The sequence below is a fragment of the Mycobacterium ostraviense genome (assembly GCF_002705925.1).
GTDB classification, from domain to species: Bacteria; Actinomycetota; Actinomycetes; order Mycobacteriales; family Mycobacteriaceae; genus Mycobacterium; species Mycobacterium ostraviense.
Window position 1 is genome coordinate 1,616,598 of sequence record NZ_NKRE01000001.1, and the last position, 22,374, is coordinate 1,638,971.

At 65.5% G+C, this 22,374-nt stretch carries 21 protein-coding genes and 2 pseudogenes; 6 read left to right on the forward strand and 17 right to left on the reverse strand.

Features of this window, described 5'->3' with window-relative positions; genetic code table 11:
* Positions 1–51: 51 nt before the first annotated feature.
* The 3 genes from CDN38_RS07280 to CDN38_RS07290 are packed head-to-tail and all read right to left on the reverse strand — an operon-like array spanning position 52 to position 4,082.
* A complete protein-coding gene (locus CDN38_RS07280; protein ID WP_075511070.1) occupies positions 52–864 on the reverse strand; it encodes an alpha/beta fold hydrolase in 813 nt (270 codons plus the stop codon).
* A gap of 3 nt (positions 865–867) precedes the next feature.
* Complete coding sequence (locus CDN38_RS07285) at positions 868–2,568, reverse strand: PHA/PHB synthase family protein (protein ID WP_075511071.1); 1,701 nt, start codon at positions 2,566–2,568, stop codon at positions 868–870.
* A gap of 2 nt (positions 2,569–2,570) precedes the next feature.
* Complete coding sequence (locus CDN38_RS07290; RefSeq protein ID WP_075511072.1) at positions 2,571–4,082, reverse strand: long-chain-fatty-acid--CoA ligase; 1,512 nt, start codon at positions 4,080–4,082, stop codon at positions 2,571–2,573.
* 142 nt (positions 4,083–4,224) lie between these two features.
* Here CDN38_RS07290 and CDN38_RS07295 point away from each other — a divergent pair, with 142 nt between their 5' ends.
* Positions 4,225–5,448, forward strand: coding sequence for a PucR family transcriptional regulator (locus CDN38_RS07295; RefSeq protein ID WP_082277166.1), 1,224 nt, complete (start codon positions 4,225–4,227; stop codon positions 5,446–5,448).
* A 270-nt stretch (positions 5,449–5,718) separates the two neighbouring features.
* Here CDN38_RS07295 and CDN38_RS29335 read toward each other — a convergent pair whose 3' ends face one another.
* Positions 5,719–6,225, reverse strand: a complete 507-nt coding sequence (locus tag CDN38_RS29335; RefSeq protein WP_075511073.1) for an RsbRD N-terminal domain-containing protein — start codon at positions 6,223–6,225, stop codon at positions 5,719–5,721.
* A 28-nt stretch (positions 6,226–6,253) separates the two neighbouring features.
* Entirely contained in the window at positions 6,254–7,018 is a 765-nt protein-coding gene (locus CDN38_RS07305) for an SOS response-associated peptidase (RefSeq protein ID WP_075511074.1), read from the reverse strand.
* 72 nt (positions 7,019–7,090) lie between these two features.
* Here CDN38_RS07305 and aroA point away from each other — a divergent pair, with 72 nt between their 5' ends.
* Both aroA and rsgA read left to right on the forward strand, forming a co-directional pair.
* Positions 7,091–8,377 carry a 3-phosphoshikimate 1-carboxyvinyltransferase gene (aroA, locus tag CDN38_RS07310; RefSeq protein ID WP_099319349.1) on the forward strand — a complete coding sequence of 429 codons (1,287 nt, stop codon included), beginning with the start codon at positions 7,091–7,093 and terminating at the stop codon, positions 8,375–8,377.
* Complete coding sequence (rsgA, locus tag CDN38_RS07315) at positions 8,374–9,366, forward strand: ribosome small subunit-dependent GTPase A (protein ID WP_075511097.1); 993 nt, start codon at positions 8,374–8,376, stop codon at positions 9,364–9,366. The genes aroA and rsgA overlap by 4 nt, the downstream gene beginning before the upstream one ends.
* Here rsgA and CDN38_RS07320 read toward each other — a convergent pair.
* Positions 9,353–9,736: pseudogene (locus tag CDN38_RS07320) on the reverse strand (winged helix-turn-helix transcriptional regulator); the annotation flags it as partial. The gene rsgA and the pseudogene CDN38_RS07320 overlap by 14 nt on opposite strands.
* A 35-nt stretch (positions 9,737–9,771) precedes the next feature.
* On the opposite strand from CDN38_RS07320, the pseudogene CDN38_RS07325 reads away from it, so the two are divergent.
* Positions 9,772–10,625 (forward strand): annotated as a pseudogene (locus tag CDN38_RS07325) (thiolase family protein); the annotation flags it as partial.
* A 79-nt stretch (positions 10,626–10,704) separates the two neighbouring features.
* On the opposite strand, the gene CDN38_RS07330 reads toward CDN38_RS07325, so the two are convergent.
* The 8 genes from CDN38_RS07330 to CDN38_RS07365 all read right to left on the reverse strand — a co-directional run bounded on the left by CDN38_RS07330 (position 10,705) and on the right by CDN38_RS07365 (position 18,346).
* A complete protein-coding gene (locus CDN38_RS07330; protein WP_075511078.1) occupies positions 10,705–11,985 on the reverse strand; it encodes a fatty acid desaturase family protein in 1,281 nt (426 codons plus the stop codon).
* A 90-nt stretch (positions 11,986–12,075) separates the two neighbouring features.
* On the reverse strand, positions 12,076–13,221 hold the full coding sequence (locus tag CDN38_RS07335; protein WP_075511079.1) for a ferredoxin reductase: 1,146 nt from the start codon (positions 13,219–13,221) through the stop codon (positions 12,076–12,078).
* A gap of 202 nt (positions 13,222–13,423) precedes the next feature.
* On the reverse strand, positions 13,424–13,786 hold the full coding sequence (locus tag CDN38_RS07340) for a thiocyanate hydrolase (protein WP_075511080.1): 363 nt from the start codon (positions 13,784–13,786) through the stop codon (positions 13,424–13,426).
* A gap of 19 nt (positions 13,787–13,805) precedes the next feature.
* Positions 13,806–14,507 (reverse strand): thiocyanate hydrolase subunit gamma, encoded by a 702-nt coding sequence (gene scnC, locus CDN38_RS07345; protein ID WP_075511081.1) that lies wholly within the window; start codon positions 14,505–14,507, stop codon positions 13,806–13,808.
* A gap of 10 nt (positions 14,508–14,517) precedes the next feature.
* Positions 14,518–15,360 (reverse strand): SH3-like domain-containing protein, encoded by an 843-nt coding sequence (locus tag CDN38_RS07350; RefSeq protein ID WP_075511082.1) that lies wholly within the window; start codon positions 15,358–15,360, stop codon positions 14,518–14,520.
* A 112-nt stretch (positions 15,361–15,472) separates the two neighbouring features.
* A complete protein-coding gene (locus tag CDN38_RS07355; RefSeq protein ID WP_075511083.1) occupies positions 15,473–15,985 on the reverse strand; it encodes a DUF6912 family protein in 513 nt (170 codons plus the stop codon).
* A gap of 36 nt (positions 15,986–16,021) precedes the next feature.
* The gene (gene ppk2, locus CDN38_RS07360; RefSeq protein ID WP_075511084.1) at positions 16,022–16,894 is read right to left on the reverse strand and encodes a polyphosphate kinase 2; all 873 of its coding nucleotides are present in this window, start codon (positions 16,892–16,894) and stop codon (positions 16,022–16,024) included.
* A 42-nt stretch (positions 16,895–16,936) separates the two neighbouring features.
* On the reverse strand, positions 16,937–18,346 hold the full coding sequence (locus tag CDN38_RS07365; protein ID WP_075511085.1) for a WS/DGAT/MGAT family O-acyltransferase: 1,410 nt from the start codon (positions 18,344–18,346) through the stop codon (positions 16,937–16,939).
* A 191-nt stretch (positions 18,347–18,537) separates the two neighbouring features.
* Between CDN38_RS07365 and CDN38_RS07370 the strand changes: the two genes are divergently transcribed.
* Positions 18,538–19,062: an Rv3235 family protein gene (locus CDN38_RS07370; protein WP_075511086.1), complete on the forward strand. Its 525-nt coding sequence runs from the start codon at positions 18,538–18,540 to the stop codon at positions 19,060–19,062.
* A 13-nt stretch (positions 19,063–19,075) separates the two neighbouring features.
* Here CDN38_RS07370 and CDN38_RS07375 read toward each other — a convergent pair whose 3' ends face one another.
* From CDN38_RS07375 to CDN38_RS31715, 3 genes are all read right to left on the reverse strand, one after another.
* A complete protein-coding gene (locus tag CDN38_RS07375) occupies positions 19,076–20,221 on the reverse strand; it encodes a cation:proton antiporter (RefSeq protein ID WP_075511087.1) in 1,146 nt (381 codons plus the stop codon).
* A gap of 4 nt (positions 20,222–20,225) precedes the next feature.
* A complete protein-coding gene (locus tag CDN38_RS07380) occupies positions 20,226–20,708 on the reverse strand; it encodes a cation:proton antiporter regulatory subunit (RefSeq protein WP_099318875.1) in 483 nt (160 codons plus the stop codon).
* 167 nt (positions 20,709–20,875) lie between these two features.
* On the reverse strand, positions 20,876–21,010 hold the full coding sequence (locus CDN38_RS31715; protein WP_267888280.1) for a hypothetical protein: 135 nt from the start codon (positions 21,008–21,010) through the stop codon (positions 20,876–20,878).
* A 469-nt stretch (positions 21,011–21,479) separates the two neighbouring features.
* On the opposite strand from CDN38_RS31715, the gene CDN38_RS07385 reads away from it, so the two are divergent.
* On the forward strand, positions 21,480–21,962 hold the full coding sequence (locus CDN38_RS07385; protein WP_233026794.1) for a hypothetical protein: 483 nt from the start codon (positions 21,480–21,482) through the stop codon (positions 21,960–21,962).
* Positions 21,963–22,374 lie beyond the last annotated feature (412 nt).

Genomic DNA, 22,374 nt, shown 5'->3' on the forward strand with positions numbered 1-22,374 from the left:
GGCGAAAAATGCGGCGATTTTTCGCCGCAGCGTTACGCTCGCGGACCCGGCTCAGCCCAGGAACTCTTCGATGACGGGAGCGAGCTCGCCCGCGTTGTGCACGAGGTCGATGTGACCCCCGGAGTGCAGGTGCAGCCGCGAATGAGGCAACAAGGTGTTCATGATGTGAGCGTTGGCAACCGGAATGATCGGATCATCGGTGCCCGCCACGATCAACGTCTCCTGGCGCACCGCCGGTAGCGCGAACAGACTCGTCCACACCGAACCGGCAAGCAACTGGTGAAGGTAGCCGATCTTCGATCCGGCCCGCAATTGCCGCACGAACAGTTGCGCCACGTCGTCGCCGTGGGCACGGACGGTACCACCGTAGAGCTCAGCGGCGATGGATGCCGCATAGTTGGGATCCGAAAAGCGCCTCGGGGTAAGCATTTTCGTCAGAACCCGGGGGTGGCCGGGAACCATGACCACCCCCGTGCCCGTGGCGACCAATACCAGGCGACGGCATCGGCGCGGATTCTGGAAGGCGAACTGCTGCGCCAAGGCGCCTCCCCAGGACAGTCCGAGCACATCCACCACGCCGAGATCGAGCTTGCGCAGGATCCTGCCCAACACCCAGGCGAGATAGGGAAACCCATAGGGCAGAACGGATGTGGGTGATCCGCCGGTCCCGGGAACATCGAATCTGACGACCGTCGAGTCCAGCTCCTCCACCAGCGGATCAAGCACTTCCAGGCTCGCCCCGATGCCGTTGCACAGCACCAGCGGCACGCCGGTTCCTTGGCGTACGTTGACTCGGATCCGCTGTCCGCCGGCGAAGACATGGCGCTCTTCGCCGTGCGCGCTCGGGAAGTGGGTGTCAGCCATGGCTCACTTCTCCTTCACATAGGTACCCGGTGCCGGGCCGAGCGGTGGCAGACCTTGTCCGCCAAGCGTTGTCGGCGCGTCGACCTCCGGGCCGCTGCGCTCGGCGAGCCAGCTCACGTAGTCGGGCCACCATGAGCCCGCGAACTGCTGAGCGGCGTCAAGCCACTGTTGGGGATCCTCTGCGTCGACCGGACCCGTGCGGAACGACGCCTTCGGGTTGCCGGGCGGGTTGACCAGAGCGGCGATGTGACCGCTGGTCGACAAGACGTAACGATTGTCCTTGCTGCCCAGCAGCCGTGCGCTGCGGTAGGTCGCCTGCCATGGGGAGATGTGGTCGGCGACGCCGCCGATCACATACGCGTCGGAGGTGATGGTGGCCAGGTCGACCGGGCTGCCCAGCATGGTGACTTCGCCGGGGGTCACCAGCGCGTTCCGCAGCCCCATGAGCACCATGTCACGGTGCAGTGCCGCGGCCATCCGGGTGGTGTCGGCGTTCCAGAACAACACGTCGAAAGCCGCCGGCTTGCGGCCCTGCACGTAGTTGTTCACCCAGTACCGCCACACCAGATCGGTGGGCCGCAGCCAGGCGAACATCTCGGCCATGTCGCGCCCGTCCAGGTAGCCCTTCCTGGCCGAAACCCGAATGGCGGTCTGCGCGGCACGATCGCTCATGGCCGCGACGGCAAGACCGGCGCGGGTCTCGTCGAGCACGGTGACCGCCAAGGTAAGCCCAGCCACCCGGTCGCCCTCACCGATATGGGCGAGGTGGGCCGCCGTCATCGCCGCGATGATGCCGCCCGAGCAGCTTGCCAGCAGGTGCACGCTGTCGGTGCCGGCAATATTCTGGACCGCGTCCATTGCCTCCACGATCGCCCCACCGTACGCGTCGAAACCCCAATCCCGATGGCGCGCCTGGGGATTACGCCACGAAATCGCGAAGACCTGTTGGCCCTGCTGCAGGAAGTACTCGATCATGCTGCGTCCCGGTGCGATGTCCATGATGTAGAACTTGTTGATCACCGGCGGCACCATGAGCAACGGAATCGTCCTTACCTTGGCCGTCTGCGGGGTGTACTGGATCAGTTCGAACATCGAGGTTTGCAGCACCACCGCCCCTTTGGTGATCGCGACGGTCTCCCCCACCACGAAGGCATCGGGTTCGACCATCGACGGCACCCGCGGCTTCGAAAGCATGTCCCGGACAAAGGCTTTCACACCCCGCAGGGCACTCAGGCCACCGGTGTCGATCAGCGCCTTCCAACCGAGCGGACTGATCAGCGGATTGTTGCTGGGCGCCAGGCCCTCCACCAGGTTGTCGACGACAAATTGCATCTTCTCTTGGTCGCGCCAATCCAGCTCAGCGTCGGCAAGCAACCCTTCGGCCGTCTCGGCACCGGCCAGATAGGCCTGCATGACCCGATGCAGCAGCGGATTCTGTTGCCAGGCAGCGTCACTGAAGCGCTTGTCGGTCCGCGCCGGGGCACGGTGCGACTTGCCCGCCGCGATACTGCCCAGCTCACGGGTAAGTGTGGCGGCGCGGCCGGCCACGGCGCCGGGGCGCTGGGCGAGGTTGGCACCGAGCCGGGCCCAGGTAGTGTCGGGCATCATCCGGCTGGCAAACGGCCGGGTGGCGCTGGTGAGCAGCAGGTCCAGCGGTGCGGCCAACTCGTCGGGCGCGGTGGTTGGGTTCGGAGATTCGGCCATGGTTATCGTGTGCTTTCACTTGTGGGAACGGTGATTTCGCGTTTGAGGACCTTGCCGGTGGGTCCCTTGGGCAGCGCGTCGATGAGCCAGACCCGGCGCGGGTACTTGTAAGCGGCGATCCGGTCCTTGACGTAGTCACGCAGCTCGTCAGGACTGACCACCGCCCCCTTCTTCAGCGCGACCGCGGCGCCGACCTCCTCACCCAGGGAGTCGTGGGGTATACCGATGACGGCGGCCTCGGCCACCGCCGGATGCTCGTAGAGCACCTCCTCGACTTCGCGGGGATAGACGTTGTAGCCGCCGCGGATGATCAGGTCTTTGGTGCGGTCGACGATGTAGAAATAGCCGTCGTCGTCGACGCGTCCGACGTCTCCGGTGGCCAGCCACCCGTCGGGCGTGATCGTGGCCTTAGTCGCCTCCGGAAGGTTCCAGTAGCCCTTCATCACGTTGTGGCCACGGATCTGGATCTCACCGGGTTCGCCGACCGCGACCTCGGCGCCGCTCGGGTCGACGACCCGCATCTGGACGCCTTCGATCGGCGTGCCGATCGACCCGGCCTTGCGCGGCCGGTGCGGATGATTGAACGCGGCCACCGGAGAACTCTCGGAGAGTCCGTAACCCTCGAGAACGGCTGAGCCGAAGACCCTTTCGAAATCTGCGAGGACCTGGACGGGCAACGCCGCGCCACCGGATACACAGACCCGCAGTGTCTGCGTCGCCTCTGGTTTGACCGCGTCAGCCACGCTGAGCAACGCCGAATACATCGTCGGCACCCCCTGGAAGACGGTGACCGCGTCCCGCTCGATCACCTCGAGCGCCTTGTGTGGGTCAAACCGCGGAATGAGCGTCAACGTGGCACCCGCGACGACGGCCGCGTTGAGGCCGCAGGTGAGACCGAAGACGTGGAACAGCGGCAGGCATCCCATCACCACGTCGTCCGGCCCGGTCTCGATCAGGGTGCGAACGCTCACCTCGGCGTTGCGGCCCAGGTTTGCGTGAGTGAGCGTGGCGCCCTTGGGTTTTCCGGTCGTTCCGGAGGTGTGCAAGATGATCGCGACGTCGTCGTCGTCACGGTGCACGGGGCTGTCCTGGGCGGGTAGGTCTGCGATCAGCGCGGCGAGCCCGGGGTCATCGACCAGCCAGCATTGAGCGCCCGCCTCGGCGGCGCCGGTGCTGGCCTCGTCGGCGAAGGCAGGTGTGGCGAACAGCGCTTTGGCACCGCTGTTGGACAGGTAAAACGACACTTCGCGGGCCTTCAGCAGCGGGTTCATCGGGACCGCGACGGCGCCGCGGTACATGATCCCGTAGAAGGCGATGGCGAATGCGGGGATGTTCGGCAACATCACGCCCACCCGATCACCCGGCTCGACACCGGCCCGCTCCAGCAATGTCGCCACCCTGGCGGCGGCGGCGTCGAGCTCGCCGAAGGTGAACTGCAGATCATCACAACGCAGCGCAATGCGTTGGGGATAACGGTCTTTCGATGCGACGAGGTTGGCGCTCAGGGTGGCCATCAGGTGCCTCCGAAGGTGCTTGGGTTGTTGTTTCAATGGTCAAGCCGGAGGCTCCGGGTCACAATGTCCGCGGATACAACAGTCGGGGCGGTTCGGTGTGACCGCGCACATCGGCAACCGGTTGGGGCATAAAGTTCGAAGGATGAGCGCGGCGACACATTCAGCCGGCGTCCGGCATGGCGCCACACCCGATCCGCACGTCATCGAGCTCGGGAAGCTCATGCTGACGCGCGCCCCGGAATTGGGCGAAGCGATGGCGGAGCTGCTGTGCCGGGAAATCGACGCATACCGCGACGGCACCGTGGTCACGAAGGACGAAGTACGCCAAAGCTGCGAGGCGAACGTCACGTTCATCTTCGATTCACTCGCCGGCGACGCCGATGCGGACGTCTCACCCGCGGAGCGCACCGGCACTATCCGCGCTCTGGCCGGCGTGCCGCTGCCGGCGGTGATGACCGCCTACCGAATCGGTTTCCGATTCATCTGGGAGCAAACCCTTGCCTCGGGCCGCGCCGCAGGCATGCCCACGGAGTCGATCCTGGATGCCACCGCGCGGGTGTTCCTCGCGCAGGACACCTTCACCCAAGCGATGGCCAGCGCGTACCGCCAACAGCTGACCACTCAGATCCTCGAGCTGGAGGAAGAGCGCTCGGCGCTGGTCGAGGCGCTGCTGTCGCGGCGGATCACCGACAGTCATAGTCTCTGGGAGGCGGCGGACCTGTTGCGGTTGCCCACTTCGGGGCCTTACGTGGTCGTGGCAGCGGAGCTGCCGGCGATCGGGAAGTTGGGATTGCCCACCATCGAAAACAAGCTCTCCGCCCGCGACATCCGGTCGGCATGGCGGCTGTTGCCGGAATTGCAGGTCGGCATTGTCCATCTGCGGGGCCGGGATTCCGCCGAGACCCTCAGCATCCTTGTCGAGGTGCTGCGGCAATCCGCAACCGCGCGCGTCGGCATCAGTCAGCCGTATCACGAACTCGCCGAAACCAGCGACGCGTTGCGCTGCGCCCGGCTGGCGGTCACCGGAAAGCCGTTGGGCGACTCGCTCGTTGCCGTCTTCGACGACGCCCCGCTCGCGGTCGCGGCGGTCAGCGCCCCGGACGTCATGGCAAAGGTCAGGGCGTCGGTGCTGGGTCGGCTGGATACACTGCCGGCCGAGGAGCGCTCGGTGCTGCTCGACACGTTCCAGGCTTGGCTACAAGCGGGCGGCTCTGCCAACCAGGCCGCCGCGACGATCTTCTGCCATCCCAACACCGTCCGGCACCGGCTACGCCGTATCGAGGAGCTGACCGGCCGGTTACTCTCGCGCCCAACGGATCTCGCTGAGTTGTGTCTGGCCCTCGAGGTCCAGCGACGACTGCCCTGAACGGCACGCCGGCCGCTACGGCTTTGTCGCCGGAAAACAAAACCGGGTCGTAACTTCGTCGGTTGACGACATTCATGCGCCCAGGTTGCAATCAGTATGTTTTCCGGTCAGCGCGTGTTGATTGCAGTTGCGCAGTGACACAACGTCGTACACCTCTCCACTACCGAAAGAAATGTGAGCCGATCATGCAGTACTTGACCATCGCCGGAATGCTTGTTCTCATCCTGTTCCCGCTGCTTCTCCCGGCGATCATCACCGCTGAGCACGCCTTCACGGCCCCGGCCGCCGAGTAAGCCGGCCGGCCGGGCTATTTCGGCTGCAGCACCGCCGCGCCATACCAGTGACAGGCGAGCAGCGCGAACTGGCGGACTTGCGAAACAGCATCGGCGCCGGCATCATCGATCGCGGCGCGATAGGGCAGGCAGCCCCAGCCGCAACTTCAATCGGCATCCACGAAGAGCGGACTCGCCTCAGCGCCGTTGACGGGCACCCATGTTGGGCCAGCAGGCGCGCGTACTCCAGCGCCGTGGCGGGCGCCTCGAAACGTTCGACCGCAATGTCGTAACGCAATGCGTGCAGCATCGTGTCCACGTTGCCCTCGATGCTGGCGCCCAGTAGTTCGTTGAAGCGTGCGTCGGCGCGCAATTCGGGGATCAGGCCTTCGATGGAACGACGAATCTCCGCCGACACGTCGGCCAACCGGCCATGCAACCGGCCGGCAACCTCGGCGACGTAGCGGCCCACCTCGACGTCGCCGTCGAGGCGCGACTCTTCCACGGTCCCGACGTTAGCCGCTCAAGCGACGTTAGAGCAGCGTGATCTGTTCGGGTTCCGGCTCGGCCGGCGCCAACAGCTCGGGCCCGTTGTTGCGCACGCTGTTGACCAAGGTCGACACCTGACGCAGCTCGATGTCGTGCACGTCCGGCGCACGGGCCAGTAACTCCGGATCCAGCGGCTCGTCAGGATTGAGCCAGGCATCCCAGTCGCCTTCGGCCAGCATCAGCGGCATCCGGTCATGGATCTCGGCCATCTGCCCCACGGCGTCGGTGGTGATGATGGTGCAGCTCAGCAGCGGCGCAGCAGCGTTGTCCGGCTTCCACACCGACCACAATCCGGCCATGAACACCTGGTCACCGTCGCGGCGGTGCAGAAAGAACGGGGTCTTGGCGGTCTTGCGCCCCGGCGCGGCATCGGGATTGGCGCGCCATTCGTACCAGCCGTCCATGGGCACCAGGCAGCGTTTGCGCTGCGCCGAATTCCGGAACGCGGGGGACGTGGCGACCTTGTCGGCACGGGCGTTGATCAACAACGGACCCTTGGTGTCGGGCACGCCGTCCGGCGCGGCCTTGGCCCACGGCGGGATCAACCCCCAGCGCATGAGCCTTACCCGGCGCGATGGCTGGTCGTCCGGCTCGCTGTGTCGCGACACGACCGTCATGATCGTGTTGGTGGGTGCCACGTTGTAGTTGGGCGCGTCGGCGCTGGACCCGGTGCCGGTGGCTTCGTCGATCGCCTTGATTTTCTTGGCCAGCCGAGCCGGATCGGTGGTGACCGCAAATCGTCCGCACATGAGTCCTATGGTGCCTGGTACCCACGACAACCGCCGACACGGCAGGATGTAGCCGTGAACAGCACCGAGCCCCTGAAGGCATGGCGGGCCCCGTCCGCGCCGGCACCGGTGCACGCGACGGTGACCGTTCCGGGCTCGAAATCGCAGACCAACCGCACGCTGGTGCTGGCTGCGCTGGCGGCCGCGCAAGACCACGGCCCCTCCACGATCAGCGGCGCGCTGCGCAGCCGGGATACCGATCTGATGATCGCAGCGCTGCGAACTCTGGGCCTGCACGTCGACACGACGGGCTCCGAACTGACGGTCAGCGGCCGGCTGGACCCCGGTCCCGGCGCCCGAGTCGATTGCGGCCTGGCCGGCACGGTCTTGCGTTTCGTCCCGCCGCTGGCGGCGCTGAGCGCAGCCATAGTCACGTTCGACGGCGACGAGCAGGCCCGGGCCCGGCCCATCGCACCGCTGCTGGATGCGCTGCGCGGTCTGGGCGTTCAGGTCGACGGTGCGAGTCTGCCTTTCCGCGTCCGGGGCACCGGATCGGTCACCGGCGGCACGGTGGCCATCGACGCATCGGCGTCGTCGCAGTTCGTGTCGGGCCTGCTGTTGTCCGCGGCATCGTTCACCGAGGGACTGACCGTGCAGCACACCGGCGCGGCGCTGCCGTCGGCACCGCACATCGCGATGACGGTGGCGATGCTGCGCCAGGCCGGCGTCGACGTCGATGACTCGGTTCCGAATCGTTGGCGGGTCACGCCCGGCGCGGTCAAGGCACGCCAGTGGAATGTAGAACCTGATCTCACCAACGCGGTCGCGTTCCTGGCGGCGGCCGTGGTCAGCGGCGGCACGGTGCGTATCACCGGCTGGCCGGCCGACAGCGTCCAGCCCGCCGATCACATCCTGCGCATCCTGCGACAACTGAATGCCGTTGTCTCGCATACAGATTCAATGTTAGAGGTGCGAGGGCCCGCCACGTACCCCGGGTTCGACGTGGACCTGCGCGACGTCGGTGAGCTCACGCCGTCGGTAGCCGCGCTGGCGGCGCTCGCCACCCCGGGATCGGTGTCGCGGCTGACCGGCATCGCCCACCTGCGCGGCCACGAGACCGACCGGCTCGCCGCGCTGAGCACCGAGATCAATCGCCTGGGCGGTGACTGCCGGGAAACATCCGACGGCCTGGTGATCACCGCGACCCCGTTGCGGCCCGGCCTCTGGCGTGCCTATGCGGATCATCGGATGGCGATGGCCGGCGCGATCGTCGGGCTGCGGGTCGCCGGAGTCGAGGTGGACGACATCGGCGCCACCACCAAGACGCTGCCGGAGTTTCCACGGCTGTGGGCCGAGATGGTCGCGGAGCCCGGCGCTTGAGACCCGGCGACTACGACGAATCGCACGTCAAGGTCCGCTCCGGCCGCGGTTCGCGACCGCGGACCAAAACCCGCCCCCAACACGCCGACGCCGAGGCCGCCATGGTGGTCAGCGTCGACCGCGGCCGGTGGGGTTGTGTGCTGGGCGGCGACCCGGATCACCGCATCACCGCCATGCGGGCACGCGAGCTGGGCCGCACGCCCATCGTCGTCGGAGACGATGTCGACGTGGTGGGCGACCTGTCTGGCCGGCCGGACACGCTGGCCCGCATCGTCCGCCGGGGTCCGCGACGAACGGTGTTGCGCCGCACCGCCGATGACACCGACCCCACCGAACGAGTGGTGGTCGCCAACGCCGACCAACTGCTGATCGTGGTCGCGCTGGCCGATCCGCCGCCGCGCACCGGCCTGGTCGACCGGGCGCTGATCGCCGCGTACGCGGGCGGGCTGACGCCCATACTGTGCCTGACCAAGACCGACCTGGCCCCACCCGAATCGTTCGCCGAACAATTCGCCGACCTGAACCTCACGATGGTCGTCGCGGGCCGCGATGATCCGCTGCTCGCGGTGGCCGGCTTGCTCGACGGCAAGATCACCGTGCTGCTGGGACATTCCGGAGTCGGCAAGTCGACGCTGGTCAATCGCCTTGTGCCGGAAGCTGATCGAGCTGTCGGGGAAGTCACCGACATCGGCAGAGGGCGGCACACCTCGACACAGTCGGTGGCATTGCCGCTGCAAACCGGCAGCGAAGGTTCTGGCTGGGTGATCGACACCCCGGGCATCCGTTCGTTCGGGTTGGCCCACATCCGTCCCGACGACGTGCTGTTGGCGTTCGCCGATTTGGCCGAAGCGATTCAGGACTGCCCGCGCGGCTGTGGACATATGGGGCCGCCGGCCGATCCCGAATGCGCATTGGACAGCTTGTCCGGGCCCGCCGCGCGGCGGGTTGCCGCCGCCCGCCGACTGCTCGCGGTACTCAGCCAGACGTGACCAGCCGGATACCCAGCTCGTCGGGCAGTACCAGATGCCCTTCGTTACACCGTATTTCGATCTGCGCAGCGGCGCCGCAACCCAGATGAGTCAGTTGCAGCCGGTCGCCGCCCGCCAGCTGCCGTTTGCCCCACTCGAACATCGCAAAGACCACCGGCATGAAATCGAAACCGGCTTCGGTGAGCACATATTCGTCGCGGCTGCGCTGTCCGGGTTCGCGATAAGGCCGCCGGGCAAGTAGTCCGAGGTTGACCAGTTCGGCCAGCCGGGCCGAAGCCGCGGCCTTGGTGATGCCGACGCGGCGGACGAAGTCGTCGAACCAGGTGGTGCCGTAGTAGGCCTCGCGCATGATCAGCATCGCCGACCCGGTGAAGTTATAGATACTCAGCTATCCGAGGAGGAACCATGAGCCAGCGCCGCGACGCCGTCATCGTCGGAGCCGTCCGCACCCCGATCGGCAAGGGCAAGGGCACTGGCACGCTGCATGGCGTGGCCCCCCGACCTGCTGGCGCACACCCTGCGCGAACTGGTAGCCCGCACCGGAGTTGACCCGGCCCAGATCGACGACGTGATCGCCGGTGCCGTCACCCAGGTCGGGGACAGGCCGTCAACATCGCCCGTAACGCGTCGTTGGCGCCGGCCTCGGGCCACCAAGGAAGGGCTCTTCGATGACGAGCTGATCCCGATCGCCGGCCTCGCTTCCGACGAGAGCATCAGGCCCGGTAGGACGGTCGAGACACTGGCCGGGCTGCCGCCGGCGTTCCACAGCGCGGCGATGAAAGCCCGCTTCCCGCAGATCAATTGGTCGATCACGGCGGGAAACTCATCGCCGCTGTCCGATGGCAGCGCCGCAGTGTTGATCATGAGCAGCGACGTCGCCTCCAAGCTCGGCCTGCGCCCGCTAGCCCGGATACATACCACGACGGTGGTCGGCTCCGACCCGCTCTACATGCTGACCGGGGTCATTCCCGCCACCGAGAAGGTGCTGCGCCGCGCCGGTTTGACCTTGGCCGACCGACCTGTTCGAGGTGAACGAGGCATTCGCGCCGGTCGTGCTGGCCTGGGCCCACGACACCGGCGCCGATCTGACCAAGACGAATGTCCACGGCGGGGCCATCGCGATCGGCCACCCACTGGGGGCCAGTGGCGCGCGCATCATGACCACGCTGGTCAACGCGCTGCACCAGCGCGGCGGTCGCTACGGGCTGCAGACGATGTGCGAGGGCGGCGGCATGGCCAACGCCACCATCATCGAGCGGTGGATAGCAGGCGCCGAGCGTGTTCTCGCTGCGAGAAAAAGGCCAAAATTTCGCAGTGATTGCACGCTGGCGACGGAGCTTAGGCCGCCAGATCGTCTGTGGCCGGGCCGACGCCGGTACGCCGGCCGCGCCGCCAACCACGCACCGCCGCAATCGCGCTCTTGAGACCACGCCGGCGCCCGGTCGCCGGATCAATGCCCGCGAAACCCGGTTCCAGCTCGGCGAACATCCGCTCGCTGCGCGTCTCCGGAGCGTCGTCGGCATTGTCGCGCAGATACTTGTTCGGCAGCGACAGCTTGGCCAGCGTGCGCCACGTCTTGGCGTACTGCACCAGGAACGGACCTGTGGTGTAAGGCAAGTCGTACTTGTCGCACACCTCGCGCACCCGTACCGAGATCTCGGCGAGGCGGTTGCTCGGCAGGTCGGGATATAAGTGATGCTCGATCTGGTGGCACAGGTTGCCGCTCATGAACTGCAATGCGGGCCCGGCGTCGAAGTTGGCGCTGCCCAGCATCTGCCGCAGATACCACTGGCCCTTCGTCTCGCCGATCATGTCAGTCTTGGTGAACTTCTCGGCGCCGTCGGGAAAGTGCCCGCAGAAGATCACGGCGTTGGACCACAGGTTGCGGATCACGTTGGCCACCGCGTTGGCGGTCAAGGTGGACTTGTAGGTCGCGCCGGGCGACAACGAGGTCAGCGCCGGGAACGCGACATAGTCCTTGACCAGCTGGCGGCCGGCCTTGCCGGAGAACTCGCGCAGCCGGATCTTGGCGGCGTCACGGTCTGCCCGGCCCTTGAAGATCTTGCCGATCTCCAAGTGCTGCAACGCAACTCCCCACTCGAAGCCAATCGCCAGAATGGCGTTCCACACCAGGTTGAAGATGTTGAAGCGCTTCCAGCGCTGATCCCGGGTGACGCGCAGCACGCCGTAGCCGACGTCGTCGTCCATGCCCAGGATGTTGGTGTACTTGTGGTGCACGTAGTTGTGCGTGTAACGCCAGTGCTTGGACGACCCGGTCATGTCCCACTCCCAGGTCGAGGAGTGAATCTCCGGGTCGTTCATCCAGTCCCACTGGCCGTGCATCACGTTGTGGCCGATCTCCATGTTCTCGATGATCTTGGCCACGCCCAGAGTCGCCGCGCCTGCCCACCACGCGCTGCGCCGCGAGCCGGCAGCCAGCATCAGCCGGCCGCTCACCTCCAGCGCACGCTGGGCGGCAATGGTGCGGCGGATGTAGCGGGCATCGCGCTCGCCACGAGAGTCTTCGATGTCCTGGCGGATGGCATCGAGTTCGACCGCCAGGTTTTCGATGTCGGCGTCCGTAAGATGCGCGAATTCGTCGACGTCGGTTATCGCCATTGTCTTCTCCCTACGTCGTACGTTTCTTTGAATCGATTACGTACCTACGCCATCGTAGGCTACGTATCCGTAAGTTACCAGCGGGTAGCTTTAGATGTCGACCACACAGTCGCCCGAGGCGGCCGACACACAGGTCTGGATCCGGGTGCCGGGATCGTGCAACTGACCGGTCCGCAGGTCACGGGCGTGGCCCTCGACCAGGTCGACCACACACGATTGGCAGATGCCCATGCGGCAGCCGAAGGGCATCTGCACGCCGGCACCCTCGCCGGCATCCATCACCGATGTGGCGGCATCGGCCGCCGCGGACTTGCCGCTACGGGCGAACGTGACCGTGCCGCCCGCGCCGGCGGGTGCCGCCTTGGACACCGCGAACCTCTCCAGGTGCAGCCGGTCGCTGATACCGGCCGCGGACCAGACCTTTTCGGCCTGGTTGAGCATCGCGGCAGGCCCGCACGCCCAGGTTTGCCGGTCGCGCCAGTCCGGCACCTGCTCATCGAGCCGGGCGAGATCCAGTCGGCCCTCGGTGCGGGTCTTGCGCAGCGTCAGCCGATAGCTGGGATGGTCGTCGGCCAAGGCGACCAGCTCGGCGCCGAACATCACGTCGGCTTCGGTGGGCGCCGAATGTAGATGCGCGATATCGGTGATCTGGTTGCGGCGCACCAATGTTCGCAGCATCGACATGACCGGGGTGATCCCGGACCCGGCCGTGAGAAACAGCATCGAGGGCGGCGCCGGGTCGGGCAGCACGAAGTTTCCCCGCGGAGCGGCCAGTCGCACCACGGTCCCCGGTTCGACACCGGCCACCAGGTGGGTGGAGAGGAAGCCTTCGGGCATCGCCTTCACGGTGATGGTGACGGTGCGCGCGGATCCGGCCGTCCCGACGGGGCTCGACGTCAGCGAATACGAACGCCAGCGCCAGCGCCCGTCGACCAAGAGGCCGATGCCGATGTACTGACCCGGTTGATAGTCGAAACTGAAGCCCCAGCCCGGCTTGATGACCAAGGTGGCCGAGTCTTCGGTCTCGCGGCGGACCTCGACGATACGGCCCCGCAATTCCCGCGCCGACCACAGTGGATTGGCCAGCTGCAAATAGTCGTCGGGCAACAGCGGTGTCGTGATGCCCTCCGCGATCTTGCGCAGCGCGTGCCAGCCCGGATGCCGGGCTGCCCCGGCGACGGTCGGCCGTCTGGTGTCGGCGACTTTGGCGTTGATCACCGCGTGTTTCTTACTCATGCGAAGCTCCTGATTGCGGCGCGGCCATTGGCTTCCGCCTGGGTAGCGAGCAAACTCAGGCCCACGTCATAAGGCTACGGTACCGTAACTTACGGTTGCGTAGCTAGACCAGAATATGCAAGTTGCGTCACAGGACGGTCTAGCGGGGTTGCAGACGTTATCAGCGGCAATGGCCGGTGTTTCCTCGGTAACCGGGAGCCGGTCAGGCTTCCAGGCGCTTTCGGATGTCGGACAGTCGTTGTGCCAGCTCGGCTTCATCAATGACCCCACGGGCGACCAGTGAATGGGCCAGTGCCACCAGCTGGTTCTCCGGGTAGGGCAGGCTGGAATACCGGCTCGCCGAGAGGATGTCTTCCTCATCTCGTCGCTGCTTGAAATCGGGGATGTCCGCGCTGCAGGCGGCGCGGTCGAGAGCGTCGCACAGACCGTCCAGGCTGGTCTTCCACGGAGGCACGGGATTGGTAACGCCGTACTTTTCGGCCATCCGCGACCAGACCTGGTTACGTTCCACGATCTGCTGCAACGGCGCGATGGTGCGCTGCTCGATCGGATCCGGTGGCTTCATCTTCTGTATCTTCTGCCCGTCACTCGGCTGGATGTATCGCGGCCCGGGTGGCGGTGATGACGTTGCTGGTGACACCCGGCTTGGGCAGTGCCGCACCGATCAAACAGTCGCGCGTGACAATCTCGGCCAGCTGATCCTCGTCCCAGCCCTCGGTTCCCTGCGGGCGCATGGGCATCACCATGAAGCGGTGCTTCTGGTTGGAGTCCTCCACCCGGATAGCGACGTCGTCGGGCAGATAGAGCCCGAATTCGGCGAGCACCTGACGTGGCCAGCGGACCATCCGGCGGCGATAGTTCGGGGTGCGGTACCACTCCGGAGAGTTCCCGAGAATCGGCCGCGGATAACACGAGCACAATGCGCAGACGATCACATGGTGCAGCGTCGGTGTGTCCTCGAGAATCTGGAACGCGGTGAAGTCGCTGGGCGTACCGAAGCCGGTGGGTTCTAGCCAGTCGACGCCGACCTCCTTGCTGGCGGCTAGCGCATCGGTGAGCGCGAGTCGCTTGAACTCGGGGTCGAGCCACGCGCGCGCCACCAGGTGCGAGGCCGGCGTCGGGTTGATCTGCTCGGCGAACTCGGTAAAGTGCCGGTGCTCTTCGGCGGTGAAAATGCCCTTCTCGATGCACAATTCGCGCAGCGCGATCTCGAGTACCTCGAAGTCGGTGATCTCGTCGACCGTGGGGGCGAGTGCCCGCTCGTGGTCGTGATCCTGGTGGGTCATGTCGAAACTCCTACCCTCGGGCCGGTGCCAGCCACCGCTCGGGAAGCTCCGTCTGCAGGGTGTCGGTAATGGTCCCGGTGTATCCGTGCCATAGCTCGGAGAGGTTGAACCGGACGATGTAGAACCACTCCGGCTGCGCATCGGGACGGTCCCACGTCTCGTCCTCGGGGGCCGGACTTTCGTATGCGACGGAGGCGATCTCGCCCGTGGCGCCCCGTACATATTCCGGGGTGCGGGTATACAGCAACGCGGGTAGTTCACGCACCGCCACCGGATCGCCGACGCGGAACCTGGGCTGCCCGGCCCGACCGGCATAGAGCTGCGGATCGCCCTTGCCGACCGCGTGGGTGTGGTGTGCATTGCGGATCACGCCGGTGCCGTCACCTTCTGATTTCGGTTGCGCCTCAAGCTTTTTCCCGTTGAGGCCACCGGCATAGCGGGCCTTGACCGCTGCCATCCGTTCGCTCAGCTCGCCCAGGCTGATGTGATGCTTTTCCACCAGCACCCGTGCCACCGCCCAGAGCCAGCGACCGTAGTAGGGGAAGCCGAGATATACCGCGCGTCCGACGTCGACATTGCCGATCCGCCGGCGCTCCTCCGACAGCCAAATGCCACGCCACGCAAGCACTTCGCAGAGCACATAGGTCATGTGCTCCCAGTACTCGTACTGCTTGTTCTCGTACTTCATGGGGGCGTCCGGCTCACCGCCGACGTCATGGTTGGTCTTCAGGTACGCCCAGAAGCGATCGTGGTCGAGCAGGTCGGGAGTGGGGGCGTCCGGAAGCTCGGGATAAGCCGACTTGAGCCGGGCAACCAGGTCGAGCTGACGGGCACGGTCAGCGGCGGTACTCATGAGCACTCCTCTGGCATCGGGAGCGTTGGGGACGGTGCAGTGATGCTACTACCCGACAGCACAGCCGGTCTTGGACCGACGTCGCCGTCGCAGGACACCTGGCAATACCCTGTCAAAGCAAGTCGAGCAGGAACGGCAACTCCTGGTTGGCATACCACGCCAGATCGTGGTCCTGGGCGTCACCGACAACGAGGTCGGCGTCCTCGTCGCCGAGATCGGCGGCGTCGATCACGGCTATCGCCGCGGTGACTGCCGGTTCGGCGGCGGCGTTGTCGACATAGGCGGCGACCACCCGATCCATCGCAACCGGCGCCGCCAGTCTGACGACGGCGTCGTCGAGATCGGGGCGCAACGTGACTTCGTCCGCTTCAGCGTCCACTTCGGCGGCAATCACCACGCGGCGCGGCGGCAGACCCTCGCCTCCGTCGTCGGCCAGTAAGCGCAGCGACGCCAGCGCGGCCTCCTGCAGAGCCACCTCCGCAAGTTCGTCGTCGTCGCCCTCGGCATATGACTCACGCAATTTGGGCGTCACCGCGAACGCCGTGCCGTTGACCGGCCACAGCGAACCGCCGGCGACAAGTTGCCGCAGCATGGCCAGGGTGGCCGGGACGTAGACCTGCATCATGGGCCCAATCTCGGTACCGCGCCCGGCTCTGCCATGCTAACCACCGATCAACGTCGCCGCATAGTCTTCGACGTAGTTGGACAATTCACGCGGCGGGCGCTGGTAGTTGCCGCTCACCAACGGATGTTTGGGTAACTTGACTTTGGGCTTCTCCACGTCACGGTAGTCGATGGTGGACAACAGGTGGGCCATCATGTTCAGCCGGGCATGCTTTTTGATGTCGGATTCCACCACATACCACGGGCTGGTCGGGATGTCGGTGTGCACCATCATCTGGTCCTTGGCGCGGGAGTAATCCTCCCACCGGTACAGCGATTCCAGGTCCATCGGGCTGAGCTTCCATTGCCGGACGGGGTCGCTCCGCCGGGCTTTGAAGCGCCGCAACTGCTCCTCGTCGGACACCGAAAACCAATACTTGCGCAGCAAGATCCCGTCGTCGATCAACATGTGCTCGAAGATCGGCGTCTGCCGCAAGAACAGCGCATGCTCTTGCGGCGTACAGAATCCCATGACTTTTTCAACGCCGGCGCGGTTGTACCACGACCGGTCGAAGAGCACGATTTCGCCCTTGGCGGGCAAGTGTGCGATATAGCGCTGGTAATACCACTGTCCGCGTTCCCTGTCGGTCGGGGAGGGCAACGCCGCGATACGCGCCACGCGCGGATTGAGGTATTCGGTGATCCTTTTGATGGTCCCACCTTTGCCGGCCCCGTCGCGACCCTCGAAGACGACCACCAGGCGCGCCCCGGAATGCCGCACCCACTCCTGCAGCTTCACGAATTCCGTTTGGATCCGGAACAATTCGGCATGGTAGACGTTGGCCGGGATCTTGCGCTTGGCCGGCGGGTTTGACTTCTTCTTCGTCTTCGCCGTCTTGGCCGGCGCGCCGTTGGTTATCGCAGTGCTCACAACAACGGATGGTATCTCCACGAGCCATTTCGACTCGGTTAATTACCGAGACGCTTCCAGCAGCTCCTCGAGCGATTGGCCGAGCAAGCCCGGCAACAGGTCGACGTCGCTCATCGCGTCGCGGTCGGCATTGATCCCGAAATACAGCATGCCGTTGTAGGACGTCACGCTGATGGCCAGCGCCTGGTTGTGCAACAGCGGCGGCACCGCGTAAGCCTCCAGCAACTTGGTGCCCGCGACGTACATCTGCGATTGCGCCCCAGGGGCATTGGTGATCAGCAGGTTGAACAGCCTCGCCGAATAACTGGTCGCGACCCGGACACCCATCGCGTGCAGGGTGGGCGGAGCAAAGCCGGACAGCGTGACGATGGTTCGGGCGTCGACCAGGCTCGCGGCCGTCGGGTTCGATTCGGTGGCGTGCGCGATCTGGGACAGCCGCACCACGGGGTTGCCCTCCCCCACCGGCAGATCTATCAAGAAGGGCGTCACCTGGCTCATGGCCTGGCCGGGACCCGTCGAATCGAGTTGGTCATCGACGTACGCCGCCAACGGAGCCATCGCGCGCACCGTCGCCGTCGGTGCCACCGTCTCACCGCGTGACATCAGCCAGTTGCCCAGCGCGCCGGCGATCACGGCCAGCACCACATCGTGGATGTCGCAGTCATACCGGGCGCGTACCGCCCGATAGTCCTCGAGCCGGCCGCGCGCCACCGTGAATCGTCGATTGCGCGAAACGGTGGCATTGAGCGGACTATTGGGTGCGGTGCCGCGCGCCACGGTGCGCGCGACATCGAGAACCCGCCGGCCGGCGTCGACGAGTTGGCCGTAGTTGGTGACCGCGCCGGCGACCGCGGATCCGACGGCCTGCAGCTGCGCTCCGGGCCCGATAATCCAGTCACCGATGGCGCCCAGCACCAAGCGGGTGTGGCCGGGGTCGCGTTCCGGTATCCAGATGTCTTCGGGGAACGGCGGTGGACGCCGCGTCCGATCGGCGATGACGTGGCCGATGGCCAGTGACGTCACTCCGTTGATCAGGGCTTGGTGCGACTTGGTGTAGAGGGCAATGCGATTCTTTTCCAGCCCTTCGACGAGATACATCTCCCACAGCGGCCGCGACTTGTCCAGCGGCCGGGCGGCCAGCCGCGCGATGAGTTCGTGCAGTTGCTCGTCGCTGCCCGGCGACGGCAACGCCGAGCGCCTGACGTGATAGGTGATGTCGAATTCGGGATCGTCCATCCACACGGGACGGGCGATGCCAATCTTCACCTCGCGTATCCGTTGCCGGTAACGGGGTATCTGGGGTAGCCGCTGCTCGACGGTGGCCAACAGCGTCTCGTAGCTCAGTCCGGCCCGCGGCCGGCGCAGGATCATCAGCGACCCGACGTACATGGGGGTGGCGGTGTTCTCCAGCCAATAGAAAGACGCGTCCGTCGTGGACAACCGGGTCACCATTTACGGCCCTGTCCTCCTTGTCAATTCATCGCCAATCTGGCGGTGGGACCGATGTGGCTCACCGTAACCACTCGACGCGGCACATCACGGGGCGGGTACACGCCGGCGAGGTGTGTGCAATGATGACCGGCAGTTTGTCTGTCACTCTCCAGCAGGCGCGCAGTCCTCATCGTCTCGTTGGAGAGTGCCCGTTGAGTATCAGTCCTATTGTCGACCCACCTCATCGTCCGACTTTCGCCGTTGTCCCGGTTGTCGAGTACGAACCGCCCACGGGAACCATCCCCCGGTGCCGACAATCAACGCACCCACCCTTACGCCCGCGCAGTCTACGGCCGCCCCGCCGGCCCCGCAGCGAGCATCCGACAACCGAGGGCGTGTCGGAGCCCATGCGCCAGGCGGCCGTGTTCGCCGACGCGGCACTGCGCCGGGTGCTCGAAGTCATCGACCGCCGTCGTCCTGCCACACAGCTGCGTTCGCTGCTGGCGCCCAACCTGGTCGACGCGGTGCTGTCGGTCAGCGAAGCGGTGTCCGGTCAGCACGGGACGGCGGTGTTGCGCCGGGTGCGGCTGCAGCCCACCGGAACCTCAGACACCGCCGCCGAGGCGTTCGGCACCTACCGCCGCGGAGAGCGGATCCACGCGATCGCCTGTCGCGTGGAACGGGTGACCGCCGGCGGCGGAGGGCGCTGGCTGGTGGTCGCCTTGCACCTCGGCTGACGGCCTGGGGTGGTCAGGCGGCGCTCGGCAGCGGCCCGCCGGTGTAACGCGCCACGACCGGGCCCACGATCGCCATGATGAAGACGTACGACGTCGCCAACGCCGCCACCGTGGGGATCGACGCGCCGACCAAACCGATGATGATCAGTGAGAACTCGCCTCGAGCGATCAGCGCGGTGCCCGCGCGCAACTGGCCGCGCCGTGCCACGCCGTCACGGCGGGCGGCGTACATCCCGGTCAGCACCTTGGTCGCGGCGGTCAGCGCGGCCAGGACGACGGCCACCGGAAGCATCGGAAGCAGCTCCTTGGGGCCCACCGATAACCCGATCGCCAGGAAGAAGATCGCGGCGAACAGATCGCGCAGCGGACCCAGGACCCTGCGCGCCCGGTCGGCCGTTTCCCCGGTCAGGGTCAGGCCCACCAGGAACGCGCCGACCGCAGCGGATGCGTGCAACGACTCGGCCAGCGCCGCGACCAGCAAGGTGATGCCCAAGATCCGCAGCAGCAGTTGCTCGGAGTCGGGATGCGCCACCAGGCGGCCGACGTGATGACCCCAGTAGTAGGACGCGGCGAACGCCGCGACAAGGGCGCCGATCGCGGCCAGCGTCCCGCCGAGCGCGTCCAGCCAGCTGCCGCGCAATGCCAGCACTGTGAACATCGGCAGGTAGCCGGCCATCGCGAAGTCTTCGAGCACCAGCACCGACAGCACCGCCGGGGTCTCGCGGTTGCCCAGGCGGCGCAGGTCTTCGAGCAATCTCGCGATGACACCCGACGACGAGATGTATGTCACGCCGGCCAGCGCCAGGATGGCAACGCCGTCCAAACCGAGCAGCCAGCCGGCCACCGCACCGGGCGTGGCGTTGAGGACGATGTCGACACCCGCCGACGGCAGATGATGACGCAGGCTGCTGGCGAATTCGGTCACAGAGAACTCCAGACCCAAGGTCAGCAACAGCAACACAATGCCAATGGGTGCGCCGGTGCTGACGAAGTCAGCGGCGGCGGCCACCGGCAGCATGCCGCCCTTACCCAGCGCGAGACCCGCCAAAAGATAGACCGGGATCGGCGACAATGCGAACCTACGGGCAAGGGCGCCGAGCAGGGCAAGCATGACCAAGAGGGCGCCGAGTTCGAATAGCAGCGCCTCCGAAACATCCACCGGCTCAGCCTTTATTGACGATCTGCCGGACTCCGACAATGCCCTCTTCGGTGCCGATCACAATCAGGACGTCGCGCGCCCGCAGCGTTTCCGCGGGGTCGGGCGAAGCGACCACGTCGTTGCCGCGGACGATCGCGACGATCGAGGCGCCGGTGCGGGTGCGGGCGCGGGTGTCGCCCAGCGGCCGGCCGACGAACGGACTCTCGGGCTCGACCGTGACGTGACCTGCCTCGAGCCCGGGCACCTCGCGGGTCAGCTCGGTGAACCGCTCGGCGATTCTCGGCGCGCCGAGAATCGCGGCCACTGTGTCGGCCTCTTCGCCGCTGAGGCGGAAGACCGGCCGGCATGCGTCAGGGTCTTCGGCGGTGTACAAGACGATGTCGAAATCGCCGCTGCGCCGGGCGATGATGCCGATCCGCTCACCCTTGTGGCTGGTGAACTCGTACCGCAGACCGACTCCCGGCAGCAGCACTTCCTTGACATCCATGCCGCCAATACTCGACGAAATGGCATCGAGAGAGAAGTCCCACCGGCCAATCTCATAGCCGATGGCGTCCTTGAGCCTGGGCCCGAGGGCAGTCCCGCGTCAGAAGGGTGGGAGTTCGTCGTCGGGTGGGGCCGGTCCGGCATCCGCGGCGGACTCGGCCCGTCGGTTCAGGCTGGTGGTGCCGTTGTGGCGCGTTCGGTGGCCACCCGGTATGCGCGGTCTTGGGCGCGGGTGCGGCGGCGTTTGGTGGAGTGCGGGGGTGGTGGGAGCGGGTTAGGGTCATCGCCGACCACAATTTGCATCCGCCCAATCCTTCCGATTGGAACGCGGTTCGCAAACCTCGATAATTCACGCAATTCGGTGCTGAGGTGTGTCGTGAACGTGAAAGGTGCACTGCCTCAACGATAATCGACGTTTGCTGGCGTTGGAGAATCGATCGAGGAGTGCACCTATCAGATGCGGGCTACTACGGATTGGTCGCGGCGCCGCCGCCTACGGAGAAGCTGGAAATCAAGATCAACTCGTGATCTCAGCAGCCATCGGGGGAGAACTCGGGCGACCGTGAAATTTTGAGGCAAACGCTGGCTAGCCGTCGGCATCCAGGTCGTGACAGTTTTGGTTTGAACTTGACACACGCCGAGCTTCTCCAGCTCGATACCAGTAAAGAAATTTCTCGGGAAGCACTGACAGTACGTCCTGACGGTTCGGGCTGTGTTCAAGGGCGACCTTACCCAATTCTTGCCTTACCTCGGCAAATGAAGGAATAAGCGAATGAATACATCTTCGGTTTCTGAGATACTCGACTTCGAGGTTCACCTGCTCATGACAATGATGATACGAATGGTCAACAAAAATGCGAAGCTGCTGGAAAACAAGCTAGCCGAACACGGGCTTTCCGTCGCTGACGCACAACGCATACATGAGCGGGTATCCGAAGCTCTTGGCGACGAAGCCTCTCGTTTCAAAAACATGAAGAAGCTGCTGGGCCTGGGAGGCCAGTCCTCGAAATCACTGGAATACAGCAGCGTATTGTGGCCTGGATTTGACTTCACCGCGACCGCCAGTGAAGAAGGAGTGCTTGAGTCGGCGCGGTACTGGCACACGAGGAGCGATTCATCCCGCGTCGATTCGCCAACCGAGTTGCCCCCCTGGAGCATGGACATTAGTGAGTTCACGAAACAGTTTGGACCCTTGACGGGTGGCCTCAAGTGGACCCTGTTCGACAAACTTCTCCCCGCCCACGAAGAATACTAATTTCCCTGGAATGGAGAGCGCCACGGTGCGGCATTCAGCTGGGGGCTGTTTATGTTTGCGTCGAAGTACTGGCCCGAAGATTGATAAAGAAAATCGTTGAATTTCAGAGTACCCTAAACTTCGCATCGTCCCACGGGCCAAATAAAAACTTTCGTCCCGCCATCCGGGTAGATTACCAGTATCTAATTCCAGTATCTAATACTAACGGGGTTTCACCCCAGCCCGACGAGGCATGTCGTGGTCAGCTTTGGTCTTGGGGCTCCGGTCGGATGGGGTTGAGACCGTGACCGGCGGACCGGTCCGGTGTATGAAACTGTGGTTCCCCCCAAATCGTGGAGGTTTCCTCTATGCGGCTTCCCGGTTGGTGGCCGCAGCGTTCTCGTAGTTGATGGGGCTGACCATCCCGATCGTG